Source organism: Streptomyces sp. NPDC092296, from assembly GCF_044755465.1.
Lineage (GTDB): Bacteria > Actinomycetota > Actinomycetes > Streptomycetales > Streptomycetaceae > Peterkaempfera.
Genome location: NZ_JBIVRB010000001.1, coordinates 412,659 through 430,422, shown reverse-complemented (window position 1 = coordinate 430,422; position 17,764 = coordinate 412,659). Strand labels below are relative to the sequence as shown.

General features: G+C 73.1%; 14 protein-coding genes and 1 pseudogene. 14 read left to right on the top strand and 1 reads right to left on the bottom strand.

All coding sequences use genetic code 11. The features are described 5' to 3' along the window. Positions 1-12: 12 nt before the first annotated feature. Entirely contained in the window at positions 13-1,554 is a 1,542-nt protein-coding gene (locus tag ACIQGZ_RS01955) for an aminopeptidase P family protein (RefSeq protein ID WP_402598717.1), read from the top strand. A 200-nt stretch (positions 1,555-1,754) separates the two neighbouring features. Then, positions 1,755-2,702 (top strand): alpha/beta fold hydrolase, encoded by a 948-nt coding sequence (locus tag ACIQGZ_RS01950; protein ID WP_402598716.1) that lies wholly within the window; start codon positions 1,755-1,757, stop codon positions 2,700-2,702. A 501-nt stretch (positions 2,703-3,203) separates the two neighbouring features. Here the strand turns inward: ACIQGZ_RS01950 and ACIQGZ_RS01945 are convergent. Continuing rightward, positions 3,204-3,485, bottom strand: a pseudogene (locus ACIQGZ_RS01945) (ATP-binding protein); the annotation flags it as partial. A gap of 200 nt (positions 3,486-3,685) precedes the next feature. On the opposite strand from ACIQGZ_RS01945, the gene ACIQGZ_RS01940 reads away from it, so the two are divergent. The 12 genes from ACIQGZ_RS01940 (at position 3,686) to ACIQGZ_RS01885 (ending at position 17,750) form a co-directional block, all read left to right on the top strand. Then, a complete protein-coding gene (locus ACIQGZ_RS01940; RefSeq protein WP_402598715.1) occupies positions 3,686-4,534 on the top strand; it encodes a hypothetical protein in 849 nt (282 codons plus the stop codon). 172 nt (positions 4,535-4,706) lie between these two features. Further along, complete coding sequence (locus ACIQGZ_RS01935) at positions 4,707-5,468, top strand: YcnI family protein (RefSeq protein WP_402598713.1); 762 nt, start codon at positions 4,707-4,709, stop codon at positions 5,466-5,468. 90 nt (positions 5,469-5,558) lie between these two features. Then, positions 5,559-6,242 (top strand): SCO family protein, encoded by a 684-nt coding sequence (locus tag ACIQGZ_RS01930; protein WP_402598712.1) that lies wholly within the window; start codon positions 5,559-5,561, stop codon positions 6,240-6,242. Next, entirely contained in the window at positions 6,239-6,718 is a 480-nt protein-coding gene (locus ACIQGZ_RS01925; RefSeq protein WP_402598711.1) for a copper chaperone PCu(A)C, read from the top strand. Before ACIQGZ_RS01930 ends, ACIQGZ_RS01925 begins: the two co-directional genes overlap by 4 nt. An 18-nt stretch (positions 6,719-6,736) precedes the next feature. Beyond that, entirely contained in the window at positions 6,737-8,914 is a 2,178-nt protein-coding gene (locus tag ACIQGZ_RS01920; protein ID WP_402598710.1) for a copper resistance CopC/CopD family protein, read from the top strand. A gap of 115 nt (positions 8,915-9,029) precedes the next feature. Continuing rightward, on the top strand, positions 9,030-10,319 hold the full coding sequence (gene efeB, locus ACIQGZ_RS01915) for an iron uptake transporter deferrochelatase/peroxidase subunit (protein WP_402598709.1): 1,290 nt from the start codon (positions 9,030-9,032) through the stop codon (positions 10,317-10,319). A 139-nt stretch (positions 10,320-10,458) separates the two neighbouring features. Next, entirely contained in the window at positions 10,459-11,391 is a 933-nt protein-coding gene (pheA, locus tag ACIQGZ_RS01910; RefSeq protein WP_402598708.1) for a prephenate dehydratase, read from the top strand. A 701-nt stretch (positions 11,392-12,092) separates the two neighbouring features. Next, on the top strand, positions 12,093-13,370 hold the full coding sequence (gene serS / locus ACIQGZ_RS01905; RefSeq protein WP_402598706.1) for a serine--tRNA ligase: 1,278 nt from the start codon (positions 12,093-12,095) through the stop codon (positions 13,368-13,370). Then, positions 13,367-14,182 carry an HAD family hydrolase gene (locus ACIQGZ_RS01900; protein ID WP_402598705.1) on the top strand — a complete coding sequence of 272 codons (816 nt, stop codon included), beginning with the start codon at positions 13,367-13,369 and terminating at the stop codon, positions 14,180-14,182. The genes serS and ACIQGZ_RS01900 overlap by 4 nt, the downstream gene beginning before the upstream one ends. Before the next feature lie 536 nt (positions 14,183-14,718). Then, entirely contained in the window at positions 14,719-15,381 is a 663-nt protein-coding gene (locus ACIQGZ_RS01895) for a TetR/AcrR family transcriptional regulator (protein WP_402598704.1), read from the top strand. 165 nt (positions 15,382-15,546) lie between these two features. After that, the gene (locus tag ACIQGZ_RS01890; RefSeq protein ID WP_402598703.1) at positions 15,547-16,188 is read left to right on the top strand and encodes a thermostable hemolysin; all 642 of its coding nucleotides are present in this window, start codon (positions 15,547-15,549) and stop codon (positions 16,186-16,188) included. Beyond that, positions 16,185-17,750: an AMP-binding protein gene (locus ACIQGZ_RS01885; RefSeq protein ID WP_402598702.1), complete on the top strand. Its 1,566-nt coding sequence runs from the start codon at positions 16,185-16,187 to the stop codon at positions 17,748-17,750. Before ACIQGZ_RS01890 ends, ACIQGZ_RS01885 begins: the two co-directional genes overlap by 4 nt. Positions 17,751-17,764 lie beyond the last annotated feature (14 nt).

Here is a 17,764-nt window from a genome sequence, read left to right as displayed (position 1 = left end):
GAGGCGACGCACGTGACCCAGGACCGCACCCCGGCGGCGGCTGAGAACCCCGAGTCGGCCCTGCCCGACGAGGGCGAGCAGCCGATCAAGGGACGCAAGAACGGCCTCTACCCGGAGGTCTCCGACGAGCTCGGCGAGCTGATGCGGAGCGACTGGGCCGACACCGAGCTGCGCGACCTCCAGCCGATCGAGCAGGCCGGATACGCCGCCGAGCGGCGGGCCGCGCTGTCGGCGCGCTTCCCCGGCGAGCGGCTGATCGTCCCGGCGGGCAACCTCAAGACCCGGTCCAACGACTGCGACTACGTCTTCCGGCCGTCCAGCGAGTACGTCCACCTGACCGGCGACCAGACCCAGGACGCGGTGCTGGTGCTGGAGCCGCGCGCCGGCGGCGGCCATGACGCCACCGCCTATCTGCTGCCGCGCTCCGACCGGGAGAACGGCGAATTCTGGCTGGACGGCCAGGGCGAGCTGTGGGTGGGCCGCCGGCACAGCCTGGCGGAGGGCGAGCAGCTGCTCGGCCTGGCCTGCCATGACGTCCGCCGGGTCGCCGAGGAGGTCCGGGCCGCCGCCGAGGCCGCCCCCGTCCCGACCCGCATCCTGCGCCACCATGACGCCGCGCTGGAGGCCGCGCTCGCCGAGCTGGAGCCCGACCGCACCGAGCAGCGCGCCGACCCGGAGACGCCGACCGCCGCCGAGCAGCGCGACGACGAGCTCAAGGTGTTCCTCAGCGAACTGCGGCTGGTCAAGGACGACTGGGAGGTCGGCCAGCTGGCGGCCGCCTGCGACGCCACCGTACGCGGCTTCACCGACGTGGTACGGGAGTTGGCGCAGGCCGTCGCCACCTCCGAGCGCTGGATCGAGGGGACGTTCTGGCGCCGGGCCCGGGTCGAGGGCAATGACGTCGGCTACGGCTCCATCTGCGCGGCGGGGCCGCACGCCACCACGCTGCACTGGGTGCGCAACGACGGCCGGGTGCGGCCCGGCGAGCTGCTGCTGCTGGACGCCGGGGTGGAGACCAGCACCCTCTACACCGCCGACGTCACCCGCACCCTGCCGATCAACGGCACCTTCAACGCCCTCCAGCGCCGGATCTACGACGCGGTGTACGACGCCCAGGAGGCCGGCATCGCGGCCGTCCGGCCGGGCGCCCGCTACCGGGACTTCCACGACGCGGCGCAGCGGGTGCTCGCCGAGCGGCTGGTGGAGTGGGGCCTGCTCGACCTGTCGGTGGACAAGGTCCTGGAGCTGGGCCTCCAGCGCCGCTGGACGCTGCACGGCACCGGCCACATGCTCGGCCTGGACGTGCACGACTGCGCCCAGGCCCGGACCGAGGCATACGTGGACGCGGTGCTGGAGCCCGGCATGGTGCTCACCGTCGAACCCGGTCTGTACTTCCAGGCCGACGACCTGGCCGTCCCCGCCGAGTACCGGGGCATCGGCGTCCGGATCGAGGACGACATCCTGGTCACCGCCGACGGCAACCGCAACCTCTCGGCCGGCCTCCCCCGCCAGGCCGACGAGCTCGAGCAGTGGATGCGCGACCTGACCGGCTGAGCCGGTACGCGGGGGAGGCCGGCGCCGCCTTGCCTCCCCCGTACGTCGCCCTCCGGTCCTGCGGGCAGCCGGGGGCGGGGCGACCCTGCCGGACGGGGGACCGGCTTGCCCTCGAACGGGTGGCGAGGCCGGGGGGCGGTGGAGCGCGGTGCTAGGGATGGGCGGGTTCGGCGTCTGACCGCGATCCCGGGGAGCCCGCCATGTCCGTCGTTTCCGCCGGCGCCACCGAGCGTCGCCTCTCCGGCCCGGCGGCGCCGGGCGGCGTCGAGGAGCGGGAGCTGTCCTTCGGCGGTTTCGGGTTCACCTGCCGGGTGGTGTGGCAGGACGCCCCGGCGACCGAGCCGCTGCTGCTGCTGGGCGGCTCCTCCCAGGACCGGACGTCCTGGGTGCGGCACGAGCGCTGGTTGGCGCCGCTGTGCACCGTCGTCACGGTGGACCTGCCGGGCTACGGTACGGCCGACTTCCTGCCCGCCCGGTACGGCCTGGACTTCCTCGCGGCGGCCGTCCGGCACACCGTGGCCGAGCTGGGGATCGCGCGGGTCAACCTGGTCGGGGCGTGCTTCGGCGGGGCGGTCGGGCTGCGCTTCGCCCAGCACTACCCGGGGCTGCTGCGGCGGCTGGTGCTGGCCGGGATGACGCTGGTGGAGCCCAGGGACCACCACGGGGAGCGGGTGCCGCGCTGGTCCCGGATGCTGGCGGAGGGCCGGATCACCGACCTGGCGCAGGAGCTGGCGGCCTGGTTCGTCACCCAGCCCGGCACGGCGCCGGTCCGCAAGCAGACCGCGATGACCCGCTTCCTGTACCAGCAGTTCGTGGCCCAGGGGCCGCGCGAGCTGGCGATGTGGCTGGAGCACAACGTCCGCCTGGTCAGCCATGAGTGGTACCGCCCCGAGCCGGTGCCGCCGCTGCCCACCCTGGTCTTCACCGGTGAGCACGACATCCTGACCACGCCCCGGATGGGGCGCGAGGTGGCCGCCGCGCTGCCCGGGGCGCGGTTCACCACCGTCCGGGAGGCGGACCACCTGGTGCATCTGGAGCGGATGGCGGAGTTCACCGAGCTGGTGGCCCGGTTCTGCACCGACCGGCCGGTCGACGACCTGCCGTGGTGCGGCCCGGTGGAGAGCTGGGGGCGGCGGGCCGCCGGCTGAGGCGCCCCCGGGCCGGGGCCGTCAGGAGGCGGCGCGCAGCAGGGCGCCCTCCTGCCACTTGAGCAGCTTGTCGAAGCTGACGATGGTGCCCCGGCGGGGGTGGCTGCGGAACTGGACGTGGTCGGCCAGCGCGCGGATCAGGAAGAGGCCGCGTCCGCTCTCCGCCGTGGGGTCGGGCAGGTCGGTGCCGATGTCCAGCGGCAGGCCGGGCAGTCCGGTGGCCAGCGCCAGGCCGCTGTCCAGCACATGGGTGTCGTACGGCGCCGAGCGGCCCGCGGCCCGCAGCCGCCGGGCGGTGGCGGCCGGGCTGAGCGAGGCCATCACGGCGGCCCGGCTGATCACGGTGGTACGGGTGCGCCGGCTCTGGCAGCCGGGGGCGAGCCGGGCCGGGGTCTTGCGCACGGGGGGCACCGGTACGGCGGCGGGGCGGCGCTCGGCCCGGGGGGCGGCCTGCGCGGCGGCGGCGCCCAGCAGTGGGACGGCGGGCAGCGCGAAGGACGGGACGCGCGGGGTCAGCTCGCCGGACGGCAGGCCGGGGCCGCAGTCCATCACCTCGATGCGCAGCCGGTCGCCGTCGATGGAGGCGGTGACCTGGAAGCCCTCGTCGGGGTCGGCGGCGGCGTGTTCGACGGCGTTGGCGCACGCCTCGCTGAGGGCGACCCCGATCTCGTGGGCGACCTGCGGGTCGACGCCTGCGGACTCCATGGTGCCCAACAGGATGCGCCGGGCCAGCGGAACGCTGGCGGGCTCGCGTTTGAGGTGCAGCGTCCACCAGATGTCCACGACGGATTCCTCCTGGCCCTGGCTGCGGCTCCGACACAGGTAGGTATTGCCGACCCGCCGTGGTGCCAACCGCTACCGGGGTCGAGGACCGCCCGTTCGGCGGATGTGCCGGACGGGCAGTGGCGTGTAGCGGGTACGTGCAGCGGTAACGGTCGGGCGGATTCCGCCGGAGGGGTACCCGGTGAGATGATGTCCCGGCCATGCTCCTCCAGCAGCGCGCCGCCGACTCCCCGGGCGCCGCCGCGGCACCGCAGCCGGTGCACGCCGCCGCCTGGGATCTGCGCATGCTCAGGGCGGTGCCGTTCGCCGTGGTGTGCACCCTGGTCGCGGCGGTCGGGCACGCGGTCGCCTCGGGCGGCCCGGTGCCGGTCGCGGCGCTGGCGGTCGGCTTCGCGATGGTGTTCGCGGTGGCCGCGCTGCTCGGCGGCCGGGAGCGGTCGATGACCGCGATCTCCGGTGGGCTGGCGGCCGGGCAGCTGGCGCTGCACTGCCTCTTCCACGGCGCCCAGGGTCTGGGCGGCTCCGCCATGCCGCACACCGGGATGGCGGGGATGGCGGACGGGCGGCTGACGGTGCTCCAGGTCGCGGGCCGGTTGCTGTGCAACGGCCACTCGCCGGGCGGCGCCCTGGTGCTGCCGCCGGGCATGACCCCGGAGCAGCTGGTCGCGCGGGCCGGTCTCGACCCGGCGGCCTTCGCCCCGGCGCCGGAGCTGTCCTGCCTGCACGCCGGGGTGCTGGGCATGACGCCGCTGATGCTGGTGGGCCACCTGGCCGCCGCGCTCGCTGCCGGGTGGTGGCTGCGGCGCGGCGAGGCAGCGCTGTGGCGGCTGGTACGGCTGACGGCCTCGACCGTGCAGGGCTGCGCGGCTCCGCTGCGTACCGTCCTGGCGGTGGCCGGGCTGCTGCTGCGCGGGCTGCTGGGTGCGGGCTCGATGGGCCCGCCCCGGGTGTACGGGCCGGAGCGGGGCGGCCTGCGGCCGCCCGTGCCGGCGACACTGCGGCACTCGGTGGTCCGGCGTGGTCCGCCGATGGCGGCGCTCGCGATCTGATCGGCCGCCGGTGGCGCCGCGCTGCGGCATGCCCCGGTGCGGGCCGATGGCCCGGCCATGCCGTCCGACCGGTCGCGATCCGTGTACGTCAGTCCTGATCACACCCCCATGTGCGCCGGGGCCCCACGGTGGTGGCCCGCGCACGCCCATCCTCCGGACGGAGATCCAGACGATGAACCGCAGCTCCCTCGCTCGCCGCTCGGCAACAGTCCTGGCCGCCGCGGCCACCGCCGTGCTGGCGGCGGCCGGTGCCGCCTCCGCGCATGTCACCGTGAACCCGCGCGAGGCCGTACAGGGCAGCTACACCAAGGTCGCCTTCCGGGTGCCCAACGAGGAGGACAAGGCCTCGACCAGCAAGCTTGAGGTCAACCTGCCCAAGGACCACCCGGTGGCGTCGGTCAGCACCCAGCCGGTGATGGGCTGGACGGTCTCGGTCGAGAAGAGCAAGCTCGACAAGCCGATCAAGTCGGACGACGGCGAGATCACCGAGGCCGTCACCAAGATCACCTGGACGGCGAACAGCGCGTCCAAGATCGCTCCCGGGCAGTTCCAGGAGTTCAACGTGTCGCTGGGCCCGCTGCCCACCGACACCGACTCGCTGACCTTCAAGGCGCTCCAGACGTACGACAACGGAGACGTCGTGCGCTGGATCGACGTGGCGCAGCCGGGCGGGGCCGAGCCCGAGCACCCCGCCCCGGTGCTGACCCTCACCGCCAAGGCGGCGGACGCCGAGCCGAGCGCCGCCGCGACCACGCCCGCCCCGGAGACCTCCCCGGCCGACTCCGGTGACTCCGCCGGCAAGACGGAGACCGCCGCCGCCGACTCCAGCGACTCCACCGCCCGCACCCTGGGCGTGGTGGGCATCGTGGTCGGTGTGATCGGCGCCGGCCTCGGCGTCGTCGGCCTGCGCCGTCGCGGCGGCAGCGCCTCCTGACCGGCTGAACCGGGCGGGCGTACGGGCGCGGATCGCCCCGTACGCCCGCCCCCACGGAACCACCCGCACCACATCGATCGGACCCACCCCATGCCTCGCACCACGCTGCCGCACCGGAGCCGCCGCATCGCGGCCCCGGCCGCTCTGGCGCTCGCCGCCGCCCTGGGCCTCAGCGCCTGCGGCTCCGCCGCCACCGGGGCGGCCGGCCAGGAGATGGCCGTCTCCAAGTCGGCGTCGAACTCGCCGTACCAGGCCACCGTCCTGCCCGCCGCCTACCAGAAGCCGGACCTGGTCCTCGGCGACACCAGCGGCAAGCCGTTCTCACTGCGCGAGCGGACGGCCGGCAAGGCGGTGCTGCTGTACTTCGGCTACACCAGCTGCCCGGACGTCTGCCCCACCACGATGGGCGACATCGCCGTCGCCCTGCAGAAACTGCCCGCCGAGCAGCGGGACCGCATCCAGGTCGTCTTCGTCTCCACCGACCCCGAGCGCGACACCCCGGCGAAGCTCCGCAGCTGGCTGGACTCCTTCGACAAAAGCTTCATCGGCCTCACCGGCGACCTGGCCAAGGTGAAGGCCGCCGCCGCGTCGCTGCACGTCCTGGTCGAGGACCCGATCGTCAACAAGGACGGTACGGTCACCTCCTCGCACGGCGCCGAGGTGCTGGGCTTCCTGCCGTCCGACGACCGGGCGCACCTGCTCTACCTCAGCCAGAGCTCGGTGGCCGTCTTCGCGCACGACCTGCCGCTGCTCGCCAAGGGAGTGCGGCCGTGATCGGCCGCCGCCGGGCCGTCCTGGCGCCGGTGCTGGTCGCGGCGGCGGTGCTGACCGGCTGCGGCTCGGGCTCCCAGGGCGGCGGACCGGCCCGGATCAGCGTCAGCGAGGCGTACATACCGCTGCCCGCCTCGCCCACGGACGCCGCCGGCTACCTCACCCTGCACAACACCGGCGGCACCGACGACCAGCTGGTGAAGGTGGGCAGCCCGGACGCCCGCCAGGTCACCATGCACCGGTCCACCGCCACCTCCATGGCGGCGCTCCCCGAGCTGCCGGTGCCCGCGCACGGCAGCGCCGCCTTCACCCGGGGCGGCGACCATCTGATGATCATGGGCCTGGCCCACCGGCCCACCCTCGGCTCCACCGTGCGACTGGACCTCACCTTCGCCCGCTCCGGGACCATCACGGTGAAGGTGCCCATCAAGCCCCTCGCGTACCGGCCCTCGGACGCCGGCACCGCCTCGGGCAGCTGACCGGAGGGACCACCACCGATGACACCCCGCCAGGGCTCCCCCACCCCACCCGGCACCCGGCCGCCCGACACCCCTGCGGCCGACATCCCCACGGCAGGCACCCCCACGGCCGGTAACGCCGCCGCCCGCCGCGCGGCCGGGCTGCTGCTCGTGCTCGGCTCGGTGCTGGCGCTGCTGCTCGGCGGCGCCGGCAGCGCCGCCGCGCACGCCGCGCTCAGCTCCAGCGACCCGGCGCCGGAGTCGGTGGTGGCCACCGCGCCCAGCCGGGTCACCATGACCTTCAGCGAGGGCGTCACCCTCTCCGGCGACTCGGTGCAGGTCTACGACCCGGCCGGCAAGCAGGTCGGCGAGGGTGCCCCCGAGCACGACGGCGGCAACGGCTCCACCGCCACGCTGCGGCTGCGCGACGGGCTGGCGCAGGGCACCTACACGGTCTCCTGGCGGGTCGTCTCCGCCGACACCCACCCGGTGTCGGGCGCCTTCACCTTCTCGATCGGCAAGCAGACCCAGACCGCCGTACCGGCCGAGATCTCCCGGCAGGACCGGGGCAGCACCGCCGTCGGCGCCCTCTACGGCACCGCGCGGGGCCTGGCGTACGCGGCGTTCGCGCTGCTGGTCGGCTGCGCGGCCTTCGTCCTGCTCTGCTGGCCGCGCGGCGCCGCCACCCGGCCGGTGCAGCGGCTGCTGATGACCGGCTGGGGCGGCCTGCTGCTCTCCACGGTGGCGGTGCTGCTGCTGCGCGGCCCGTACGAGAAGGGCAGCGGGCTGGGCGACACCTTCAACCTGACGCTGGTGCGCGCCACGCTGGACGAGCGGCTGGGTACTTCCCTCGCGGCGCGGCTGCTGCTGCTCGCGGCGATGGGGGTGTTCCTGTCGCTGCTGGTGGGGCAGCTGGGGCACGACCGGCCGGCCGAGCCGACCGCGTCGGGCGAGGTCGAGCCGGCCGAGGGTGAGCCGGCCGAGGGTGAGCCGGCGGAGGGTGAGCCGGCGGAGGGTGAAGAGGCCGAGCTGCGCCGGCTGGAGCGGCGGGCCGCCGCCCGGCCGGAGCGCGAGACCCGGTTCGCGTTGGGCGCCGCCGGGCTGCTGCTGTCCGCCGCGCTGGCCGCCACCTGGGCGGGGGCCGACCATGCGGCGGTGGGCCTCCAGGTGGGGCTGGCGCTGCCGCTGGACATCCTGCACCTGCTGGCGATGGCGCTCTGGCTGGGCGGCCTGGTCACCCTGCTGGTCGGGCTGCGCATCCCCCGGGCGGGCGGCGGGGTCGACGTCCCGGGGGTGGAGGTGTTCTCCCGTACCGCGATGTGCTCCGTGGCGGTGCTGGCGGTGACTGGTGTGTACCAGGCGTGGCGGGGGCTGGGCACCTGGTCCGCCCTGGTGGACACCGACTACGGGCGGCTGCTGCTGGTGAAGGTCGGCTTCATCGGGGTGATGCTGGGCGCGGCCTGGTTCTCCCGGGCCTGGACGGCGCGGCTGCGGACGGCGGTGCCGGTGGCCGAAGCGGCGCTGGTGGGCTCCGCCGTGGGCGCCCCCTCCCCGGCCACGGCCCCGGCCGCGTCCCCGGAGCCGGTGGCGGCCGACGCGCTGCCCGCCGACCCCAAGCGGCGGGCCCAGCTGGAGCGGCAGCGGGCCGCCCGCGCCAAGGCGGCCGACCGCCGCGACAAGGCGCAGGCGCAGGCCAGGGAGCGCGACTCCGACGCCGGGCGCCCCGCGCTGCGGCGCTCGGTGCTGGTGGAGGCCGCCGTGGCGGTGGCCGTCCTGGCGGTCACCACCCTGCTGACCAACTCGCCGCCCGGCCGCACCGCCCAGGAGACGGTGGCCGCCGCCCCGGGCACCCCGACGGCGGCGGCGCCGGCCCAGCCGGTGCAGTTGTCCCTGCCGTACGACACCGGCGGCAGCGGGACGACGGCCCGGGGCACGGCCGACATCACCCTGGACCCGGCCCGTACCGGCGGCAACGACCTGCGGGTGATGCTGATGGACGCGGCCGGCCAGATGGCGGACGTACCGGAGGTGCGGATCTCCCTCACCCTCCCGGCGAAGAACCTGGGTCCGCTGCCGGCGACACTGCAGAAGGTGGACACCGGCCTCTGGTCGGCCCGGCTCCAGCTGCCGATGGCGGGTGACTGGCAGTTGGCGCTGACCGTACGGTCGTCGGACATCGACGAGGCCACCACGACCGCGCCGGTACGGGTCGGCTGAGAGCGAGCGGACGGATCGGCCGCATCGGCCGGTCGACGGGCCCGGACGCATCGGCCGGGCCCGCAGAAGGCACGGAGTAGGGAGCGGCGTGGGCCGTGGACAAGGGCAAGGCGCGATGAGGCGGGTACGGCACGGCGGTCCGGGCGATGACACGGGCTCCGGCGGCCCGGGACAGCAGGCGCGTCCGGCGGGCGGCGTCACCCGGCGCGGGCTGCTGGGGGCGGCCGGGGCCGCCGGGCTGGCGGTGGGCACGGTGGGCGGCGCGGTCGGCCGGGCCGTGGCGGACGGCGGTTCCGGCGGCGCGCCGGCGCTGGGGGCGGCGGCCGTGCCGTTCCACGGGGTGCACCAGGCCGGGATCACGCAGGGGCAGCAGGCCCGGGTGCACCTGGCCGGGTTCGACCTGGCGGCGGGGGTGCGGCGCGGCCAGGTGGCGGCGCTGCTGCGGCGCTGGTCGGACTCGGCCGCGCGGCTGGCGGCGGGCCGTCCGGCGGCCGACCATGAGAACCAGGTCGCGCTGGACGCCGGGCCGTGCTCACTCACGGTGACCTTCGGCTTCGGCGCCTCGCTGTTCGACCGGATCGGGCTGGAGTCGGCCCGCCCGGCGGCGCTGGACCCGCTGCCGGACTTCCCCGGTGACGCGCTGGACCGCTCGCGCGGCGGCGGCGACCTCTGGGTGCAGATCTGCGCGGATGACGCGCTGGTCGCCTTCCACGCGCTGCGGGTGCTCCAGCAGCAGGCCGCCGGGGTGGCGGGGGTCCGCTGGCAGATGTCCGGTTTCAGCCGCTCGCCGGGGGCGACGGCCCGGCCGATCACCACCCGCAATCTGATGGGCCAGCTGGACGGCACCAACAACCCGCACCCCGCCGACGCCTCCTTCGCCTCGAAGGTCTTCGTACCGGCGCAGGGCGCCGACCCGGCCTGGATGGCGGGCGGCAGCTATGTGGTGTTCCGCCGCATCCGGATGCTGCTGGACAACTGGGAGAACCTGCCGGTGGACCGGCAGGAGCGAGTGATCGGCCGCCGCAAGTCGGACGGCGCGCCGCTGTCCGGCGGCAGTGAGACCTCGCCGGCCGACCTGGACAAGGAGAACCCGGACGGCACCCTGGCCATCCCGGCGGACGCCCACATCCGGGTGGCCGCCCCGGCCGCCAACAGCGGGGCGACCCTGCTGCGGCGCGGCTTCTCATACCACGACGGCTTCCTGCCGGACGGCGCCCCGGACGCGGGGCTGCTCTTCATCGCCTTCCAGGCCGACCCGCTGACCGGCTTCGTCCCGGTGCAGCGCAAGCTCGCGGGGGCGGACAGCCTGTCGCGGTTCCTGCGGCACGAGGCGAGCGGGCTGTACGCGGTGCCGGGCGGCGCGGCGGCGGGCGGGTACGTCGGACAGGCGCTGCTGGAGTCCTGACGGCGGGGACACCGGAACCCGGGGGCCGGGCCGGGTTCCAGGTGGCGGAACGGTCCACAGGTCGGGCGGCGGAGTGGCTAAGGTGGCGAATCGGGCATCTGTCAACGGACGTCCCAGCAGCGCATCGCACGGAGGCGGTATGTCGGCCACCCGCTACACCTATCTCGGCCCCGAGGGCACCTTCACCGAGGCGGCCCTGCGCTCACTCCCCGAGGCGGCGACCCGGGAGCTGGTGCCGATGGTCTCGGTGCCGGCGGTGCTGGACGCCGTACGGCGCGGCGAGGCGGCGGGCGCCCTGGTGGCGATCGAGAACTCGGTGGAGGGCGGGGTGACCGCCACGCTGGACGAGCTGGCCGCCGGCTCACCGCTGATGATCTACCGCGAGGTGCTGCTGCCGATCGCCTTCGCGCTGCTGGTGCGGCCGGGCACCCGGCTGGCGGATGTGAAGACCCTCACCGGGCACCCGGTGGCGCAGCCGCAGGTGCGCCGGTGGGTGGAGGCCCATCTGCCGGACGCGTCCTGGGAGTCGGCGGCGTCCAACGCGGACGGGGCGCGGCTGGTGCAGGAGGGGCGCTTCGACGGGGCGTTCGCGGGCGAGTTCGCGGCGGCGCTGTACGGGCTGGAGCCGCTGGTCACCGACATCCACGACGCCAAGGCGGCGACGACCCGCTTCGTCCTGGTCGGCCGGCCGGGGCGGACCTCGGCGGCCACCGGGGCGGACAAGACGTCGGTGGTGGTCTGGCTGAGCGACGACCACCCGGGTGCGCTGCTGGAACTGCTCCAGGAATTCTCGGCCTGCGGGGTGAACCTGATGCGGATCGAGTCGCGGCCGACCGGTGAGGGCCTGGGAAAGTACTGCTTCTCGATCGACTGCGAGGGCCACATCACCGATCGCCGGGTGGGCGAGGCGCTGATGGGGCTGCGGCGGACCTGCCCCCAGGTGCGTTTCCTGGGTTCCTATCCCCGGGCGGACAAGGTGCGGCCGGTACTGCGCCCTGGTACGTCGGATGTGGATTTCACCGCCGCCGCCGACTGGCTGTCGCGCTGCCTGGACGGACGCGGGGAAGTCTGACGCGCCCGACTCCGGGGTTCGGGACGCCGAGGCACTGCGGCCGGCCCTGACGGCGGCGGGCCGTTCGGCCGTACGGTGTACTCCGGCGAGCTGCGGCCGATCGGGACAGATCACCCTTGATCGGGTCGGACCGTATCAATCAGTCGACTTTTCCGCCATCCAGGGGATGCCCGATCGCCGCTCACCTGCGGCGCAGCACACTGTCCACAGGGGCCGAGTTATCCACAGGCCGGGGGGCCGAGTCGACAAACCGCCACGGATGCCCTGTTATCCCGACAGTCGGACATGTCGGAATCCCCTCCCGGCAGCGATCAAGACTCCCGCACTCGGGGGTCGATTTCCCACGCATGGGCGACTTTTGGCGGGTTTGAACCCAGGAAACACCGAGCAGGTCGGAAATCCACAGCGTGGACCCACAGGCTGTGGACGAATCACCGGCGGACCTGGGATGAGGCCAGTTATCCACAGGGATTCCAGGGTTATCCCCAACGTAGCTGCCCAGCGAAAAACGGTCAGAAAACGGCAATAACACTCGATCGCGGCGCACAAAACTACCGGATTGATCAATTCCGGTCACACCGACCCACCGTGGAGGTCGCTCCCCCGCTGCTCCCCACTGCTCCCCCGCTGCTCCCCACTGCTCCCCCGCTGCTGCCAAAGGGCTGGCGGCCGAAGGGAGCGGCCCCGGTAGGCTTCCTCCTGTGATTGACCTTCGCCTGCTTCGTGAGGACCCCGACCGAGTGCGCGCCTCGCAGCGCGCCCGTGGTGAGGACGTCGACCTGGTCGACTCGCTGCTCGCCGCCGACGAGCGGCGCAGGTCCTCCGGCACTCGCTTCGACGAGCTGCGCAACGAGCAGAAGTCCCTCGGCAAGCTGATCCCCAAGGCCCAGGGCGAGGAGAAGGCCGAGCTGCTGAAGCGGGCCCAGTCGCTGGCCGCCGAGGTCAAGGCCGCCGACGCCGCGCAGAGCGAGGCCAAGGAGGAGGCGGACCGGCTGCTGGCCGGCCTGGCCAACCTCATCGACCCGCAGGCCCCCGTCGGCGGCGAGGAGGACTTCGTCACCCTGGAGGAGATCGGCACCCCGCGCGACTTCGCGGCCGAGGGCTTCGAGGCCCGCGACCACGTCGAGCTGGGCCGCATCCTCGGCGCGATCGACACCGAGCGCGCCGCCAAGGTCTCCGGGTCGCGCTTCTACTACCTGACCGGGATCGGCGCCCTGCTGGAACTGGCCCTGGTGAACATGGCCATCGCCCAGGCGGTCGAGGCCGGGTTCACCCCGATGCTCACCCCGGCGCTGGTCAAGCCGCGCGCCATGGAGGGCACCGGCTTCCTCGGCCAGGCCGCCGAGAACGTCTTCCGGCTGGAGCAGGACGACTTCTACCTGGTCGGCACGTCCGAGGTGCCGCTCGCGGCGTACCACATGGACGAGATCATCGAGGCCGACCGGCTGCCGCTGCGCTACGCGGGCTTCTCGCCCTGCTTCCGCCGCGAGGCCGGCACCTACGGCAAGGACACCCGGGGCATCATCCGGGTGCACCAGTTCGACAAGGTGGAGATGTTCGTCTACACCACGCCGGAGGAGGCGGAGGCCGAGCATCGCCGCCTGCTCCAGTGGGAGAAGGACTTCCTCAACGCCCTTGAGGTCCCCTACCGGGTGATCGACGTCGCCTCCGGCGACCTGGGCGCCTCGGCGGCCCGCAAGTTCGACATCGAGGCATGGGTGCCCACCCAGGGCAAATACCGCGAGGTCACCTCCACCTCCAACACCACCGAGTACCAGTCGCGCCGGCTCTCCATCCGGATGCGCGGCGAGAGCGGCACCCGCCCGCTGGCGACGCTCAACGGCACGCTGGTGGCGGTGCCCCGCACCATCGTGGCCATCCTGGAGAACCACCAGCAGGCCGACGGCTCGGTCGTGGTGCCCAAGGCGCTGCGGCCGTTCCTGGGCGGCCGGGAGCTGCTGGAGCCGATCGGCAAGTGAGCCCCGCCCCCGCCTACCGGCTGATCGCCACCGACCTGGACGGCACCCTGCTGACCAGCCGGGAGACGGTCACCGAGCGCACCTTGGCCGCGCTGGCGGCGGCGACCGCCGCCGGCGCTAAGCACCTGGTGGTGACCGGTCGGCCGGCCGCGGTGACCCGGGCGGTCTTCGACGGCATCGGCTACACCGGGCTCGCGGTGTGCGGCCAGGGCGCGCAGGTGTACGACGCCGGTGCGCACCGGCTGCTCACCTCGGTCACCCTGGACCGGCGGCTGGCCGCCACCGCGCTGGCCAAGGTCGAGGGCGAGGTCGGGGCGCTCCGGGTGGCCGCCCACCAGGACGGCGCGGACGGCGCGATGCTGGCCGGCCCCGGCTTCGAGCTGAGCATCGCGGATCTGCCGATGCTCCGGCTGGACGGTCACGGCGGGCTGTGGGACGAGCCGATCAGCAAGCTCTACATCCAGCACCCCGGCATGTCCGACGACGACCTGGCCGCCGCCGCGCATGCGGTGGTCGGCCACCTGGTCGGCGTGGTGATGGCGGGCGAGGGCATAGTGGAGCTGCTGCCGCTCGGTCTGACCAAGGCCACCGGGCTGAGCATCGCCGCCCGGCGGCTGGGCGTCACCGCCGCCGAGACCATCGCCTTCGGTGACATGCCCAACGACATCCCGATGTTCGGCTGGGCCGCGTACGGCGTCGCCATGGGCGGCGCGCACGAACGGCTGCGCGCCGTGGCCGACGAGGTCACCGCCTCCAACGACGACGACGGCGTGGCCATCGTCCTGGAACGGCTCTTTCCCGTCGGCGGGTGACGGGTTCGCCTCGGGGCCCTGGCAGGGGCTGCGGGTCGAGGGCGGCTTGCGGCTTGGTGCGGGGCTGGGCGCGCAGTTCCTCGCGCCCCTGACGGGGCGACCGTCGGCCGGGGTGAGCCCGCACAGTTCCTCTGTTGGGAAACGACTCCCATGCACTTGACAGCCCCGCCGGCCAGGCAACTACCACTTCTCGTCTCCTAGCTGGCTGGGCTGGCGAGCAACCGTAGAAGACAGTGCTAGCGGGACCGTGGGGCCACAAGGTGCGCGTGACCAACATCCGCCACCTCCGGAGCCACGTCTCCGGGCCCTCGGAGGGCAAGCCGCGCGAGCAGCCCCAGCCGAGTGATCGCGGCGAAGACCTCCGCTTCGTCGTCATCTCCGGCCCCCACCCGTCAGCTGCCGCCTGCACCCCGGTACAGGCGGAATCCAGGGCTCAACTTTTTTGACTAGTTGTCGATTTTCGACGCCTTGCCCTCCATACTTTGGCCATGCGTACTGTGCAGAGGAAAGCCCAAGAGGTAGCTGAGCGTGAGCGCATGCTGGTCCGCCTCGCGCTGGAAATGATCGACAGGAGCGGGTTCCACGACCTGACCCTTGGGAAGCTGGCCGCAGAGGGCGGCTACTCCAAGGGGACGGTTTACAACCACTTCACCTGTCGCGAAGACCTTCTCATCGAACTGTCCGCAGAGAGCGCGCGTCGGCAGGTGCGCTACTTCCAGGCCATCGCGGACCTGCCCTGGAGTGGCGCATGGGCGCTGTACGGCCTGGCCCTGGCCTACATGCGGCATGCCGAAGTCGCGCCGGTCCTGTTCGAGTGCAGCATCACCGCACGCACGGACTCCGTGTGCGCAGTGGCCTCCGAGGAGCGCCTGAAGCGCCGCGACCTTGTCGAATCCCAGATGGTGCAGGTCGTCAGTGCCATCGTGGAGCGCGCGATGACCGAGGGATCATTCGACAATCCGCACGTCTCGCCTGCTGTCGCGGTGGATGCGCTGCGGTCCTACATCCTCGGCTACGGCGCGATGCACCTGCTGTCGAGCCGGTTCGTGTGGTCGACGCTGGAGGAATCCCAGAGCCGGTTGCCGGTGCTGGCCTCCGTGGTTAGCGGCCTCGGCTGGCCTCGACTGGAGGCGGACGAGCTGACCTCCGTCCAGCGGGTGGTTGTCGGCGTTGTCGATACAGCCAACGGATGGCGGTAACTCTAGGTATCCGACTTTGACCGATCGCCACGCGCACGCCCCGGCCGAGCACTAGATGATCAGGGGGCTTCATCTGAAAACTACTGGTCAAAAACCGACGGGTAGTCATATGGTGGGCCCTGCCTGATCCGGGGGGGTCAGAGCAGATGCGAACGGAGGGGTTCAATGCGCATCACTATCGCCCGTAGAGGCAGTACTTTGTGGCAGGCGTGTGCCGAGCTCGCGCGCGATCGATACGCACGTGACTACCAGGCCCACATCGCGCCGTCGCCCGACTGCTTCATCGCGCTGTGCTCGGGCGAGGACACCGAGGTCCCGGTCGCCTGTGCCGGGCTCACCTACGGTGGGGAGCGGGCCCTGCTCATCGAGAACTACCTGGGCGGGGACGCAGCCGACGTCATCGGCGGCCGACTCGACGAGCAGTGCGAGCGGACGGGCCTGGTCGAGGTGGGGCCGCTGGCCTCAGCCGAGGCGGGGGCCGGCCTGGCCCTGCTGCGCATGCTGCCAGCCCTGTGCTGGTGCAACGGGGCCGAGTTCGCGCTGTGCACGATCACGCGCCCGCTGTCCGCCATGCTCGCGCGCATCGGCATCAAGTTCACCCCGGTGACCGAGGCACGCGAGGACCTGCTACAGCCCGAGCAGCAGGGGCGCTGGGGCTCGTACTACGACACCGCTCCCATCGCCGGGTACGTGGACCTGCGCCACTTCGGAGCGGAGATCATCCAGCGGGCCGAGATGGGCTACCACTTGGCCGTGACCTGGGGCCGGGGCGAGCCAGTGGCCGTGGCTGCGGCAGGTGCCCGATGAAGGCGGTCGCCGAGGCGCTGTACGAGCCCGCGAACCAGGAGAGGGTCCTGGTCGAACGACTGGCGCAGGACGGTTCGGTCGCCGAGATCCTCACCTACGCGCAGATGCGGGCGTGGAGTGCGAGGTTGCGTCGCACACTGCGCGAGCTGGCCCTGCCGAGCGGCACCCGAGTCGGCTTGGTCGCCGACAACGGACCGGAGTGGGTCGCCGCGGACCTGGCCCTCCTGCTCGAAGACCTGATAGAGGTGCCGGTCCCGCTGGCCTTCTCGGGCGAACAGGCTGCCTCGCTGCTGCGGGAGGTACGGGTCTGCCTCACCGACGAGGCTGGCGCGCGCAAGCTCGACCAGTGGGGACTGGCCGCGGCCGCCATCGTCGTACCGATCGGCCTGAAGACCGCGGACCGCAGTGAGGAGAGTCGGGCGCAAGGGGCACAGGAACCGGCTACGGCGGGGGGTTCTGCCGACGACCGCATCATCAAGATTATTCACACGTCGGGGACCACTGGCGCCCCGAAGGGCGTCCAGATCCGGGCCAAGGGCCTGGAGGCTCTCCTGGGTTCGCTGGACGAGGTCTGCCCACCGCAGATCTTCGACCGGTACCTGTCTCTGGTGCCGTTCAGCCTGCTGATCGAGCAGGTGACGGCGGTGTATCTGCCGATGCTTCGCGGCGGCCGCATGGTGCTGTTGCCACAGGGGGTGTCCCTCCTGGGGACTGCCGGCTCCCGTGCCGACGACGCCCTGACCTGGCTCGGCAGGGGCCAGCCCACCGCGGCAGTGCTGCCGCCGGCGGTGGTCAGCGCCCTTGACAAGGCGGTACTCGGCGCGGGGACGGACGCCGACACCGTGTTCGGACCGGAGCGCCGCCCGTTCCTGATGGCCGGAGGAGCCCCGGTGGACCCTGCCGCGCTGCTGAGACTGGATGCCGTCGGCCTGCGGATACATGAGGGCTACGGACTGTCCGAGAACAGCTCGGTGGTCTCGTGGAACACCATCGACCACTGGCGTCCCGGAACGGTAGGCCATCCGCTGCCGCACTGCTCGGTCAAGCTGGCCGCCGACAACGAACTGCTCGTGAAGTCCACCTCGCTTTTCGCCGGCTACACGGTCGAAGACCCGACCAGCCGACCGGTGGACGAGGACGGTTGGCTGCACACCGGTGACCGCGCCGAGATCGACGAGGACGGCTTCATCCACATCCTCGGCAGGCTCAAGAACGTGATCATCACCGGTCATGGCAGGAACGTCTCTCCCGAGTGGGTCGAAGGACGCCTGCGCACCTGTCCGAGCGTGGTCGACGCCGTTCTCTTCGGCGAGGGCATGGAGTACCTCACCGCTGTCCTGCTCACCTCCGACCGCGCCGCCGCCCAGGGCGAGGTGGAGCGGCAGGCCCGCTCGTACGCCGACGAACATCTCGCCGAGACCGACCGCCCCGAGCGGTTCATCGTGCTGGTCGACGATCAGGACCTGAGGGAGCGCTACTTCACCGTGACCGGTCGTCCTCGACGCCAGCTCATCTTCGGCGAGATCGTGCAGCCCGCACCCGTCCCTGTCCACGCTCACTGACCTGCACCAGCCAC